General features: G+C 39.9%; 8 protein-coding genes. 2 read left to right on the top strand and 6 right to left on the bottom strand.

What is annotated here, in order from left to right:
- The first annotated feature begins 230 nt into the window (after positions 1-230).
- Positions 231-4,364 carry a two-component regulator propeller domain-containing protein gene (locus WG954_RS21155; protein WP_340439089.1) on the top strand — a complete coding sequence of 1,378 codons (4,134 nt, stop codon included), beginning with the start codon at positions 231-233 and terminating at the stop codon, positions 4,362-4,364.
- Between the two features lie 199 nt (positions 4,365-4,563).
- Positions 4,564-5,352, top strand: coding sequence for a GDSL-type esterase/lipase family protein (locus WG954_RS21150; RefSeq protein WP_340439088.1), 789 nt, complete (start codon positions 4,564-4,566; stop codon positions 5,350-5,352).
- Between the two features lie 93 nt (positions 5,353-5,445).
- Here the strand turns inward: WG954_RS21150 and uxuA are convergent, their stop codons facing one another.
- From uxuA to WG954_RS21120, 6 genes are all read right to left on the bottom strand, one after another.
- Positions 5,446-6,624 (bottom strand): mannonate dehydratase, encoded by a 1,179-nt coding sequence (gene uxuA / locus WG954_RS21145; RefSeq protein ID WP_340439087.1) that lies wholly within the window; start codon positions 6,622-6,624, stop codon positions 5,446-5,448.
- 164 nt (positions 6,625-6,788) lie between these two features.
- Positions 6,789-9,053 (bottom strand): GH92 family glycosyl hydrolase, encoded by a 2,265-nt coding sequence (locus WG954_RS21140; RefSeq protein WP_340439086.1) that lies wholly within the window; start codon positions 9,051-9,053, stop codon positions 6,789-6,791.
- A gap of 96 nt (positions 9,054-9,149) precedes the next feature.
- The gene (locus WG954_RS21135) at positions 9,150-10,907 is read right to left on the bottom strand and encodes a hypothetical protein (RefSeq protein WP_340439085.1); all 1,758 of its coding nucleotides are present in this window, start codon (positions 10,905-10,907) and stop codon (positions 9,150-9,152) included.
- A gap of 36 nt (positions 10,908-10,943) precedes the next feature.
- Positions 10,944-12,575 (bottom strand): sodium:solute symporter family transporter, encoded by a 1,632-nt coding sequence (locus WG954_RS21130; protein ID WP_340439084.1) that lies wholly within the window; start codon positions 12,573-12,575, stop codon positions 10,944-10,946.
- 36 nt (positions 12,576-12,611) lie between these two features.
- Positions 12,612-13,817 (bottom strand): acyltransferase family protein, encoded by a 1,206-nt coding sequence (locus WG954_RS21125; protein ID WP_340439083.1) that lies wholly within the window; start codon positions 13,815-13,817, stop codon positions 12,612-12,614.
- A gap of 7 nt (positions 13,818-13,824) precedes the next feature.
- Positions 13,825-14,817: a purple acid phosphatase family protein gene (locus tag WG954_RS21120; protein ID WP_340439082.1), complete on the bottom strand. Its 993-nt coding sequence runs from the start codon at positions 14,815-14,817 to the stop codon at positions 13,825-13,827.
- Between the last annotated feature and the right edge of the window lie 56 nt (positions 14,818-14,873).

Here is a 14,873-nt window from a genome sequence, read left to right as displayed (position 1 = left end):
TTTAAATTTCATCATATAGCAGTTTTGGTTAAAAAAATCTATGGCTTGCTTGCAATACCAAAACTAACCTCCACGCTGCCGAAACATTTATCTCAGCATTCACAAGTTTGTTTCTATCCATCATTCCTTTGTGACGTGTACTTTTGAAACAATCTTTTGCTATATCTTGACCAGAAACGATTACTTTTCAACTGCATTCTTCTTACGCCATGTGTTTATCTTCCTTTTTTTTGCGCATCAGTTGTTTGATTTCTACCTGTTTTCTACCTATTTGTATCGTTGCACAAAAACCTGCTATCAACTTTCGCCATATTAAAAGTGAAAACGGACTATCAAACAGTACGATTGAAACAATTCTGCAGGACAACCGTGGCTTTCTTTGGTTTGGAACAAGAGATGGGTTGAACCGATATGACGGGTCGCAGATAGTTATTTTCCGTAACAACAGCACAGATAGCAGCAGCATCAGTGATAATTATATTACCAGCCTTTACGAAGACAAGCAACATACCTTATGGGTGGGCACAATCAATGGCCTCAACAAATTTGATCCGAAGCTGAACCGTTTTATGCGATTAAAGCAAAAGCGAAACGATGCAAAGAGCATCAGCCACAATCACATTTCGGTAATTTATGGAGATACCAAGGGCGGCATCTGGATTGGCACAACAGGCGGCGGAGTAAACAAGCATCAACCGGAAACAAAAACCTTCAAGCGGATTGCCTGCCAGAAAACTGCAAACGGTCCGGTAACGGAATTAAACATTTATACTTTTTTTGAAGATAGCCGGAGCAATCTGTGGGCCGGTACGGAAAGTGGTCTTTATATATATAATAAAAGGAGTGACGCATTTTTAGCGATCAACCCGCAACCGGTTCAAACAGGTAAACAAGGCATACGTTCTATTGCTGAAGATTTGCAGGGAAGGTTACTGTTAGGCACGGAGTACAATGGATTAATCATTATGCACCCAACGCAGGGCATTATTAAGCATTATCTTCATAAGGCTGCCGATCCAACATCCATCAGAAGCAATATGCTGCGATCTGTTTCTGTAAGTAAAAATGGAGAAACGTGGATTGGTTGTGTAAATGGCGGGCTTGATAAGTTTGATGCCGCAACAGGAACTTTTTATAACTATCAATATGAACCCGATAACCCTAATAGCTTAAGCCAGCGAACTGTTTCTGCATTTTATCAGGACAAACAAGGCAATTTATGGATTGGCACTCACCGGGGTGGTATTAATTTATATACACCGGGTTCGGAAAAATTTAATCTATACCGGCAAAAGCCTTACAAAAACAGTTTAAGTTATAACGATGTAAAAGCGTTTTGCGAAGACAGGCTTGGAAGCATCTGGATAGGCACCGATGGAGGTGGTTTGAATTTATTCAATCGTAAGCAAAACAGTTTTACCCATTTCAAACATGATCCATTTAATCCATCCACGCTTGGTTCAAACGAAGTGCTGGACATAACGGAAGATAGAGATGGCAATTTATGGATCGCTACATGGGGTGGCGGATTGGGATTGTATAACAGAACTGCAAATAATTTCACCCGGTTTAATAGTGCTGATAAAAGATCAGGCATTCTTACTTCCGACTTTATCCAATGCATTTTTGAAGATAAAAACGGCAACCTGTACATTGGTACCTATTTTGGCGGGCTGCATCTGTTCGATAAAGTAAGCCGAAAGTTCTCCCCTGTTCAAAAAAGTAAAACCGGTGCCACATCTATAATTGGCAACAATATCATTTCAATCATACAAGATGGAGAAGGCAATATATGGATTGGTACAGATGATGGTGGATTGAATAAACTGAATGCAGCAACCGGAGAGTTTGAACATTATTTTCACCAGGATGATAAGAAACCTGATCTACGTGTATTGTTTACCGATAGTAAAGGCAATTTGTGGGCAGGACAAGCAGGCTTGTATTTGTATGACAAGAATGAAAACCGTTTTTCTGTTTTTACTGAAGCAGGCGGATTAGCTTCCTTATTCATCAAAGGAATTCTGGAAGATAACAATGGGCATCTATGGATCTCTACTTCCAATGGATTGAAACAACTCGATCCGAAAACAAAAACAGTACGAACGTACAATACAGGTGACGGCTTGCAGGATATGGAATTTGAAGCCAATGCCTATATGAAAACAAGAGATGGGCAAATATATTTTGGTGGTGTAAACGGTTTCAATAGCTTTTATCCAGCTGATATTTCTGTAAATACATTTGTGCCGCCTGTGTTTGTTACCGATTTGCAAGTACACAACAAACCCGTGATCGGTGGTAATAACGAATTGCTTGATCAGGATATCAGCTTTACCAATAAACTGAAACTCAGTTACAAGCAAGCTACTTTCTCTTTAGGCTTTGCTGCATTAAATTATGTGGCTTCCGAAAACAATCGCTTTCTGTATAAACTTGAGAATTGGGATAACGATTGGATAACTGCAGGTATTGAACAGCGGGCATCGTATACAAATGTAAGTCCGGGTACTTATACATTTACGGTGAAAGCATCCAACAACGATGGCGTGTGGAATGAAAAAGGCTACAGTATCCAGGTAATCATTACCCCACCCTTTTGGGCAACCTGGTGGTTCAGGTTATTAGTAATAGCGGCTTTGTTTGCTGCAGGTTTTTACATCTATCGTATTCGCAGAAAAATTCAGTTACAACGTTACGAAGAAGAAAAGAAGGAAGAAATTCACCAGATGCAATTACAGTTCTTCACCAATATCTCCCATGAATTCCGGACACCGTTATCGCTGATTACCGGGCCCGTTGAAAAATTATTAAAGGAAGATGCAAGCTCAACGAACAACCACTTGTACCGGGTGATCCAACGCAACGCCAATCGCCTGCTCCAACTGATCAACGAACTGATGGATTTCAGAAAAGCAGAATCAGGTGTATTGAAATTACAGGTAATGCCCGGAAATATTCCGCTGTTCATTGATGAAATTGCAGAAGAATTCAGCGAACTCGCCCTGCAGAAAAATATATCCTTTACAGTTTCCGGAACAACAGATTTCAATGAAGTGTGGTTCGACCGGCAAGTATTGGAAAAGATCATCATCAACCTGCTGAGTAATTCGTTCAAGTACACGCAGGACTATGGAAAGATCGAATTGCAGGTGCTGGATTCATTAGAGAAGTTTCAACCGAAGTTTGAAAATGAGTTGTTGATCAAACACAACTATTCAACTGAACCATTTATCTACTTCCGTATAGCAGATAACGGCACCGGTATTTCAAAAGAATCAATACCGCATTTGTTTGAACGTTATTATCGTGTATCAGACACACATCTTGGTTCTGGTATTGGATTAGCCTTTATTAAAACACTTACCCAACTGCACAAGGGAAATATTTCTGTTTACAGTGAATATAACAAGGGTACTGAAATCATCATTGCTATTCCTGTAAGTAAAACGTCTTATGGCAAGAAAGAACAGTGGATGAAGAATACTGAATCGCCTGTGCGACTGGAGAGTTTAGCTACACAACCAACACTGCCATCTGCTGTTGAAACAACTGCTGCAGCAATAACAGATCAAGAGATCAACAATACAAAAGAATATCTCGTACTTGTTGCAGATGATCATGCAGAGTTACGCTCGTTCCTGAAAGAATCGTTGGAGCAGCAATACAAGATCATTGAAGCAGCTGATGGAAAAGAAGCAATGGAGAAAACACTGGAGTATTTTCCCGATCTTATCATCAGCGATATTATGATGCCGGTGATGGATGGTATTGAATATTGTCGCCTGATAAAAACAACTGTTGAAACGGCGCATATCCCGTTCATTCTACTAACCGCAAAAGATGGATTGGAATCACGCATTGAAGGAACGGAGACCGGTGCTGATTATTATTTTTCAAAACCGCTCAGTATTGATCTGCTGCAATTAACCATGCGGAACATTTTTGCACAAAAAGAGAAACTAAAGGAACATTACCGCAAAGATCAATATGCTGAAGTGAAGGAACTGGCACATTCCACGAAGGACAAACAATTTCTGGAGGAGCTTCTTTCGATTATTGAAAAGAATCTCCCGAATCCTGAAATGGATATTGATTTTGTATGCACCGAAATTGGTATGAGCCGGACGAAACTGTATAATAAAATCAAAAGTATAACGGGCCAGCCTATTGGCGATTTCATCCGAACGATTCGTTTGCGGCAAGCAGCTCTATTGATGACGCAGGGCGAGCATTCAATTACAGATATCATGTACAGCGTGGGCATTCAAACGCAATCTTATTTCTCAAAAGCCTTTAAGCAGGAATTTGGTAAATCACCAACTCAATATTTGAAAGAAATAGAGGCTAACGGTAAATCTTAGAAATCTAACATTCAAAAGTATATACTGGCTGCTGCAAAGAAAGCAGTCAGAAATTGAAGTTTTAACCGCTTCAAGTCGCTTCTTTTCTAAAAATGATGAATAAGAACAAAACTATGAATGCAGAGATAAGTGGTTCGAGAGCCGTCGCTTTACATTTAAGCTCACAAACGGTTACTTAACTTATAAAATTTCTTACATCATGTTCAGGTATCTAACATCCGAAGTCGTTTTGCAATTGAAGTATGCACGCAGACAGCTGTCATTAAATCATTTCAATTTATGGCTATTACTGGCCTTCTTAACTTACGGTTGCCAAAAAACCAGCAGCGGACCTACAAGAGAAGGATTAGATACACTATATCCCTCAGCAACTACAGTGATACAACATCACAATAATGAATGGTCGAGGAATAACTATATTGTTAGAATTAATTCCTTCAAGAATAACCCATTGAAGTTTGGTGAAATAGTGTTTATAGGCAATAGCTTAACAGAACAAGGCGGAGACTGGAGTGTGAAATTCGGCCTGAACGGCATACGTAACCGAGGCATAGCCGGAGATTTAACAGATGGCGTATTGATGCGGCTCCAGGAAATTATTTATTACAAACCAAAGGCGGTGTTTCTTCTCATTGGCGTTAATGATATTTATAATTTACAAGGTGGAGGCGGAATAACATCTGCAGATTACATAGCAAATAATATTTTGAAGATTACGAAAAAAATAAAAGCCGGATCACCTTCAACACGAATTTATGTGCAAACAATTCTACCCGCTACTGCCGAAATACAAATGAATACCCAGCTCATCAATACCATGATCAAACGCAACGGAGAAGCTGGCATTTATACTACTATTGATCTTCATGCAGCATTTACAAACAGCCAGGGGCTTATGCGGCAGGATCTAACAACCGATGGCCTCCACCTCAACGATCGTGGTTACAAAGTGTGGGTAGACGTGCTTGATCCATTTGTGAGACAGTAAAAAAAGTTCCGGGAGATATTGTTTGAGGAACGATCGTTAATGGATACGATCGTTCCTCAAAGAATTGCGTGAACAGCATTCTTTCTCATTGAATCAGAGAGAACGGGCAATACCTAATTCCAACCCTCTCAATTCAGCCAAACCACGTAAGCGGCCAATGGCACTGTAACCGGGATTAGTTTTTTTGCTGAGATCATCGAGCATTTGATGACCATGATCAGGTCGAACTACAATTCGCCTGTTCTCTGTTTTCATCAGCAGCACTACTTCTTTCATCACAGCATACATATCTACGTTGCCTTCGAGGTGATTAGCTTCATAAAAATCACCGTCTGCATTTCGTTGTGTACTGCGTAAGTGTAAGAAATGAATACGGCTACCCAAACGTTTCACCATACCGGGCAGATCATTATCTGCACGCACACCAAAACTTCCTGTGCAGAAACACAATCCATTTGCAGGTGATGGAACAGCAGCGATGAGATCATTGATATCTGCTTCAGTACTTACTACCCGTGGTAAACCAAAAATTGCATGCGGCGGATCATCAGGATGAATCACCAATTGCACACCTGCTTCCTCAGCGACAGGGGTGACCTGTTGCAGAAAATAAATTAAATGCTGTTTGAGTTTTGCTGCATCTATTGTATCATAAGCAGATAATGCTTTTGCAAAATCAGCAACGGTAAAACTTTCTTCACTGCCGGGCAATCCTGCAATGATAGTGCGGATGAGTGATTGCTTTTCATCTTCCGTCATTGTTTGCAATCTTGCTTTTGCTTTTTCCAATTCAGTTGCAGTGTATTCATCTGCTGCGCCTTTGCGTTCGAGAATAAATACATCAAACGCAATGTATGCAGCACGTTCAAAACGTAAAGCTTTGCTGCCATCAGGCATGGTGTAATAAAGATCTGTTCTTGTCCAGTCAAGAACAGGCATGAAATTATACGTGACTACTTTGATTCCACATGCACCAAGATTACGAAGTGACTCTTTATAGTTATCAATGTATTGTTCAAAGCCTGCTGATTGACGACGGATAGCTTCATGCACCGGTACACTTTCCACTACATCCCATGTTAAACCGGCAGCTTCTACTTCCGCAATACGTTTGTTGATTTCTTCCACTGTCCACACTTCACCATTGGGAATATGATGTAGTGCAGTAACAACGCCACTGCAACCCGACTGTGCAATATCTGACAGTGATACGGGATCGTTCGGGCCATACCAACGCATTGTTTCAATTAAGCCTGCTGATTTCTGATTCATAATAAATGTTCGTTCGTTTAATCGTTGAGAGCCTTCAACTTTACTGGAAAAGCCGATATGCCAGCGAAATTAATGCGTTCAGGCATTGCAATATTTATTTTGTGACAGCATTTGAAAAATAAGATAGCCTTTGATTGACCTTTCCTGGTGCGAGCAATTCTTTCTTAATTTGTTAAACCATCCGGACGACTCTCAGCAGATGAACCCCATTTTGTTGGATCGTCTGTTAACCACAACTCCAGTTTGCCGCCCTGCATTATCATGGAGTAAGTGATATAGTTTTTATTGTACAGTTTGCCGTTCCATTTTACCTGCCGAATATAAATAGCCGTTGGAGATGTTTTATGTGTAAGAAGTTCAAATACTTTATTGCCTTGCAACTTCATGTTTACTTTATCAAACAACGGAGAACTTAATTGGTAGTTGTTTGAAACCGGATCAACCGGATAAAAACCCATGGCAGCAAATACATACCATGCACTCATTTGTCCTGCATCATCGTTACCACTTAATCCTCCTGCACCATCGCTGTATTCTTCGGCCAAAATCTTTCTTACTTCACGTTGTGTTTTATAGGGCGAAGAAGTATAGTTATACAAATATGGAATCTGGTGACCGGGTTCATTGCCATGCCAGTATTCATTATTGCTGAACAAACTATCTAATGCATTTTCAAAACTCTTTGTGCTGCCCATCAGCTTTGCCAAACCGGGAATGTTCTGCGGTACATAAAATGTATATTGTCTTGGCGTGCCTTCGGTGATATAGGATTCACGTTTGTCTGCATTGAACGATACAAACCATGAACCATCTGCATTTCTTCCACGCATCATACCAACAGCGGGATCAAAAACATTTCTATAATTGAGTGACCGTTGCTGCAGTTGTTTATGATCAGCTTGCTTATTCAAACCTTTTGCAACAACTGATAATGCATGATCATCAAATGCATATTCCAATGTGCGGCTCACCTGTTCTTTTTTATGAAATGCTTCCTGCACACTGTCTTCCATTGGTATAAAACCATATTTGAGATAAGAAGTCAACGCTCTTCGTCCCATGCCATTTTTGTATTCTGCAAAACTTGCCGGTGTTTCAAATGCATTCTTCCGCATGAGTTGATACGCTGATGCAACATTGTAATTACGAATGCCTTTGTTGTAAGCTGATGCAATAAATGCTGTTACATGATCCCCAATCATAGCTGCTGTATAACTATTCCAGCAAGGGAAGATGGGCAACCACCCACCCTGCTCTCCTTTTAAGATCAACGAACGAACAAAATCGTTCGTCATACCCGGTTTTAAGATTTCAAATAAAGGAAGTTGTGCCCGATAAATATCCCACATCGAAAAATCATCATAATAATTTCCATTGATCTTTTTCAATTGTGCATTACCGGCAAATGCAGGAAAAGTTCCATCAACATCATTGAACAAACGGGGATGCTGCATTGAATGATACATGGCCGTATAAAAAATGCATTTGTCTTTTTCATTTGACGTTTGCACCTGTACTTGTCCCAATGCTTTCTCCCATGTTTGTGTTGCTGCAGCACGAATAGTGTCAAAACTTTTTGTACCAATTTCTGTCGCAAGATTTTTCTTTGCTCCTTCCAGGCTGCTGAAAGATGTACCGATACGCAAACGAAGCTGTTCGCCCTTCTTCAATACAAAGCCAACAAATGCACCAGCATTTTTTTTATTCTTTATAGTATCACTTGTAAAAATTTCCGTATCACTAAACGTTCCACTCTTTGTAGATGGTCCTTCGACTTTAATGTAAAACCATCCGCTGAAACCGGTTGGTTCCCCCCAGCCCTGGTAAATACGATGAGCAGGATTATAGCCCCATATCTCCCCTTTCTTCGCATCCACTTTTACAAATCCTTTTGCATAATCACTATTGGGTGTAACAAGTACATACAAACTATCATCTTTCAACATGGTAAACTGCAACAGTCCACAACGTAACGTGGAAGTAATTTCTGTTGTAACAGATCCAGCAGTGAGTTTATAATAACTGGGTGAAGTAAATTCATCTTTATGCGAAAACGGAACAGCATACTCTTTCACTATTGTTTTTAATTTCCCAACAACAGGCATAATGGTAAAGCTGCCATAGTCCTGCGTGCAGGAACCACTCAGCCAATGTGTTCCTCTGAATCCTGTGAGCAATGAATCTTTATAAAAATATGGCGGTATACATTTGTTTTCGGTGAGTCTTGTTTGTGCCGTCCATTGTGTCATGGCAAAAGGCAAAGTAACAGCCGGAATAGTGTTTGCGTTTTTCTCACTCCCTGCTTCACTGTGTTTAACTGCTGTGATTGTGGTTGATGGAGCAGTACCTGATAGAGGCTGCACATACTGTACTAAATTCTGTGCAAATGCATTTTGTAACCAAACAGCAATGAATAACAAGGCTATCATTTTTTTTATGTACCCTGCTGTACTACTTCTATTTAACTTTTGTTGCGTCGCACACTTCATCGTTAGTACTTCTATTGTGTTTTTATTTAGCACCGTTTAACTAAATGTAAGCTTGTGCTTAAACGGAGTCTTACCCGTAATATACACATGCTCTCCTTCTGTACGTAAGCTGCCGAAATGTGTACCGTAACGTTCGCCTTCGAGATTTGCAATCATTTTATGTGCTGCATTACCAGGACCAAAACGAATCACATCTCCACCGGAACTATATTCGCCTGTACCTTGCTCCAGGAGGTTATTATTGTTTTCTGCGGCAGTTGTGCCGGTTAATGTTCCGCCTTTTGCAAAACACAATTCAATTGTTACAGGTACTTCTTTCAAACCGTTGACCTCAAACTCCAGTTCAATAGTTTCACCTGTTTTTGAAAGTGTAATGGTTGTATCCAATGTCTTTACGTTACTTATCGGTCGGTTTTTAAAATCCATTTTATTCCAGAAACGATCATCAATACTGGGCGATAGCTTGTAATCGCCTTTCTTATTCCGTTTATCTTTTGGCAATGGCTGATAGTAAGGTATGTCCAGTTGTTTATGCAGTACATATTTATTACCAACTTTCTTTAGCCCTTCGCTGTAGAAATACCCCATGCTGAAAAAGCTTGTTGATAAACGCATGTATTTCAAAATGGCATTGCCTTTACGATACGAAAAGAAGTCGGGTGAATTTGAACGGCCTGATGCGATGATTAAAGGCCAGTCAACACCGCCAAATAATGTAGCAGTCATATTCTTTTCCTTGATCCGTAACAGATGCGAAGTAGAGAATACTTTTTCATACCTGTCGGGTAATGATGCAGCGGAAGGCAGTTGCTGCTGTAATGTTTCATTCTCTAAAAAATAAAACAGCGAACGGGTAAGAATATCTTTTTCAAAACCGGGTAATGCTTCAATCATTTTTGCAATAGCAGCAAAATGTTTGTTGTTATCACGAATAGCCATGTACCTGTATTGCAGATATAATAAGGTAACAGGCTTTTGTGCTGCTAAATACTGATCCTGTCTTCTTGAATCGTTTGTGACAAGGTCTCCGTTTGGTTCAATGTAATAATAATACATCGAAAGATTCTTGCGAACAGGTTCAAACAGTTCTTTTTTATTTGCTAATCTTCCAATTGTAATAAACGCTGTGTTTTCTACACCTGAATAAATACCGCTTCGTTCAGGATAATGTCCATCATCATCAATGAACACGCCTTCATCCAACCAATCATTGATACGATCAATATATTTTTTGTTAGGATAGAGTGAATTGATCCCAGACAAGGCAGCTGAGATCACCCAACGATGATTGGGCGTGTGCACACCTCCTACAACCAATCCCTCGCCTGCTTTCAGAATGATCCTTTTCAGTTGTTGATTGATCGCATCAACATCCTTCGTTTTTTCTTTCTTCAAAATCTCTGCAGCCGGACAAAGAATCTCAATTACAAACGCAGTATCGGGTGGCGATTCAAGATTACCAACATTCACCGTTCCATCTTCTGATTGTGCGGTTGCTAAAAATTTCGTGAGCAGATCTAATTTCTGAATAAGCAACGGTGTATGATAGTAGGCTGACCCAACTGCACAATATGATGCTGTCAATACCGCAATATCATAAGCGATCATACGGCTGAACCGCAACTTCCCTTCCTGAATAGATTCTAACAATAATGCAACCTGCTTGTCATTTGCAGCGATCAAGCGTTTCATCAGACCACTGTCAATCGTTGGTGTATCTGTTTCACTTGCCCTTACAAACAACGGACTCAATGCCGCCATGGTTCCTATTTTCAAAAACTCATTTCTGTTCATGTTCACTTCAAGTTAAAATGAATAATCAAATAACTATTACCAAAATACGGTATACAATGCTGCCAATATTCCACAAATTATAATAGAGCCAATAATAAAGCCTGTTGAAACTTTAAACATTGAGTTATCAACTTCAATTGTATGTGTATCTCCGGGTTTATTTGGTTTTGCTAAACTCATTGCAACCATCATAGCAACTATCAGAAAAAAAGTAATGGTCATGCGATCAAGGAATGGATAATCAGGAAACCATCCGTTTGTCCACACCGGTAAAAACTTTAATACCGTTGACACAGGAATGGTTAACACTGCACCTGCTAATGCAGCAGCAGCAGTTGTACGTTTCCAGAACATACCCAATAAGAAGATGGCTAATACACCGGGTGAAAAGAATCCTACATATTCCTGTATGAATTGATAAGCCTGGTCGAGTGATTTTAACGCAGGTGTTACAATAGCTGCAATAACCATAGAAATAATTACTGCCCAACGACCTGTAAGTACCAGCTTTCGTTCAGATGCTTCTTTGTTGAAATACTTTTTATAAATATCAAGTGAAAATATAGTTGAGATGCTGTTTGCTTTTCCTGCAAGCGATGCAACAATGGCTGCTGTTAATGCAGCAAAGGCCACACCTTTTAAACCTGCAGGTAATAAGTTCATTAAGGTTGGATACGCATGATCGGGTTTAATATTACCTGCTGCATCGGCCATCTCCTGTTGAAACATACCGTTCTGATGTAACACATACATAGTGATACCGGGCAATACTGCTATAAGAGGAATCAACAGTTTTAAAAATGCGGCAAATAAAATTCCATTACGTGCAGTTTTAAGATCGGCACCCAATGCACGTTGAACGATGTATTGATTACAACCCCAATACGCAAGGTTATTAATGAGCATACCACCGATCAATACCGACATGCCCGGCAACTCTTTATAATGCGGACTTGTTTTATCAAAGATCATATGAAAATGTTCAGGCGCTTCTTTGCGTAATACACCTAACGCTTCAAGAATATTTCCATCAAAGCCAAACTTATCTGCCAGCAACGAAAGTGCAAGGTATGTAGTTACCAATCCTCCGATCAACAATACCAATACCTGTATCACATCGGTATATCCGATCACTTTCATTCCACCCAATGTTACAAGGATCGAGAACACACTCAGTCCAACAATGCTCCATTCAAAGCTAATGGGCGAAATAGATGAAATAGCTAATGCTCCCAAATAAATAATGGACGTAAGATTTACAAACACATACACCAGCAGCCAGAACACAGCCATGATGGTACTCACCTGGTCGTTATACCGCTTTGCCAGGAACTGCGGCATGGTATAAATTTTATTCTTGAGATAAAGTGGAATGATGAACACTGCTACAATGATGAGCGTAGCAGCAGACATCCATTCGTATGTAGAGATGGCAAGACCCAACGCAAAACCGGAACCACTCATGCCAATAAAATGTTCAGCAGAAATATTGGATGCAATGAGTGATGCACCAATGGCCCACCACGTTAATGAACCTTCGGCTAAAAAGAAATCCTTTGAGCTGGCAGTTTTTGATTTCTTTTTATGAAAAATATAATAACCGTAAGCCGATATAGCAATGAAGTAAACAAAGAAAACAATGTAATCAGCAAGTTGTAATGTATGCATGAGCTATTTCGTTAACGCTTTCGCTTTGATAGATTGTTATAGTTTTAAAAACCATTTTCGTTTATACAGGAAATATAATCCTGCAAACTGTATAAGAGCAACCCCGATCCATAAAAAAGCTTCCTGCCATTTGGCATCCAGCAACTGAACTGTGCCGCCAAATAAAAATTCAGAAGTCGACATAAAATTTATCACACCATGTGCAGCCATATAAATCAGGATTGAATTGCAACCCAACCACACAAAAGGCATACTCCATTTTTTGAAGCCCAACACATCAATTACAAAATAAAACAGCGCAAGCAGCAACAAGCTCCATCCACCGGTGAAAAGGACAAAAGAACTCGTCCACATGTTTTTGTTAATGGGAAATACAAAACCCCAAAGCCAACCAACAAATACAAGTACCGCTCCGGCAATCATCATGTACAATGCTTTCTTTTTTGCTGTTGTTTCTTGTAAACGCAAGAACTCACCTGTAAAAATACCTAACAGCGCAGTCGCAATTGCAGGAATGGTAGATATCAATCCTTCCGGGTCATATACGGTGCGATGCAGTTTGCCCGGCAGCAACAAACGATCAACATACGCTGCAAAATTTCCTTCAGGAGTTAGTACGCCTGCACCAAAGCCGGGAACAGGAAAAACAATCATCACTAACCAATAGCCGAGTAAGATGAATACAAACCATGCATTTCTCCACCTGAATGAACTGTTGAGATAAATCAATGCAGCAAAAAAACAACTGAGTGCAATTCGGCCCAACACACTTGCAAAACGTGTTTCTTCAAATCCTTTCCATTGCAACAATCCATTTACAATCATACCAAGCAAGAGCAACAGTATTGTTCGCTTGATGAGTGAACGATAAATTTTCTTTTTTGCATGAGCACCGGCACTTAATTGTTTACTAAAAGAAAATGGCATACTGATGCCTGCAATGAAAATGAACAAAGGAAAAATAAGATCATAAAATGTAAAGTCGTTCCAAACAGTATGATGCAATTGGTTACTCGCATGCACCGCCAGTTTTTCAAAGAAACCAAGTTCATCAGTTGCCTGCATTTGCCAGCTTACTGCATCCTGCTGCAATCCATGAGTTTGCTTTACAGCATTTGCAAATCCGTGAATAATTCCTTCTCCGCTTACGATCCAGAACATATCAAAGCCACGCAAGGCATCAAGCGATAAGAGCCTGTTGCTTGTTGTAATTGGTTGATTATATGCTGCGGCCTGGTTCAAACAGAAATTATTTTTTTATCGTGTAGCTGTAAATAATTCTCCCGGTATCATTTACTGTTTGCAGTAATAATTCATTTCCGGTAACTGAAAATACAAAGAAGCCGTATTCAGAAGCAGACATCAAACTGTTTTCAATTAAACGTGCAGGCGTTTTTTCTGATGCTGCACCGGAAATGATATGATGCATGTTCGCACCAGATTGCATGTGCTGCAAACTATGTTCATGCCCGGCAAGATAAACATCTACTTTATACTTCTCGAACATCGGCTTCAATGTATTGCGTATGGCTTTGGTATCGTAGCCTTCTGTACGACTGCCGCCTGAATACATGGGATGATGTCCTACCACAATTTTCCATTTAATGTTGGATGATGTTGTGCTGAGGAGTTTCTCCATCCAACGTTTTTGCTTTATTGTGTCTTGCCCTTTTACGTTTGGGCCATACTCTGCATTTTTATAAAATTCAGGTATCAATGGATTTGTATCAATAAATACAAGTAATACCTGTTGTGTTGTATCTCCGTTGATCGCTATTGTTTTACTGTAATAGCGTGCAGGCATTTTCCATCGTCTGCTGATGGTTGAATATTTTACCTGTGCATCGGGATTACTTTTGTAATCATGATTGCCAAGTATGGGATACCAATCCCATTGCAAATGAAAGTCAGTATAAATATCTTCAAAGGAATATTTCCATAGGGGATCCCATTCGCTGATAACACCACTGGGATAAAAATTATCACCTGTTGCGATCGTAAACATCGAACCGATTTCTTTAGCTGTCAAACCCATTTGCTTAGCTACCTGCCGCTGATGATCGGCACCATTCCTTCCCCAATCGCCCATGGCAATAAAATGCAGCGCCTTCTCTTTCTTTATCAACTTTGCATCTGCCTTTGGTAAAGCAGCTGAATCTTTTACCAATACCTGTGCCTGCATAAAGTGTTGACACAAAACAAAAGCAAAAAACAGCATTGATTTTCGGAGTAGCGATTGCATGCTATAAATATAAGTGATAGAAAAATCCCGGGGCTTGACAACCCCGGGGTGATTAA

It is taken from the genome of Lacibacter sp. H375, assembly GCF_037892425.1.
In the GTDB taxonomy this organism is placed as follows: domain Bacteria; phylum Bacteroidota; class Bacteroidia; order Chitinophagales; family Chitinophagaceae; genus Lacibacter.
This window is presented reverse-complemented; position numbering and strand designations above follow the sequence as displayed.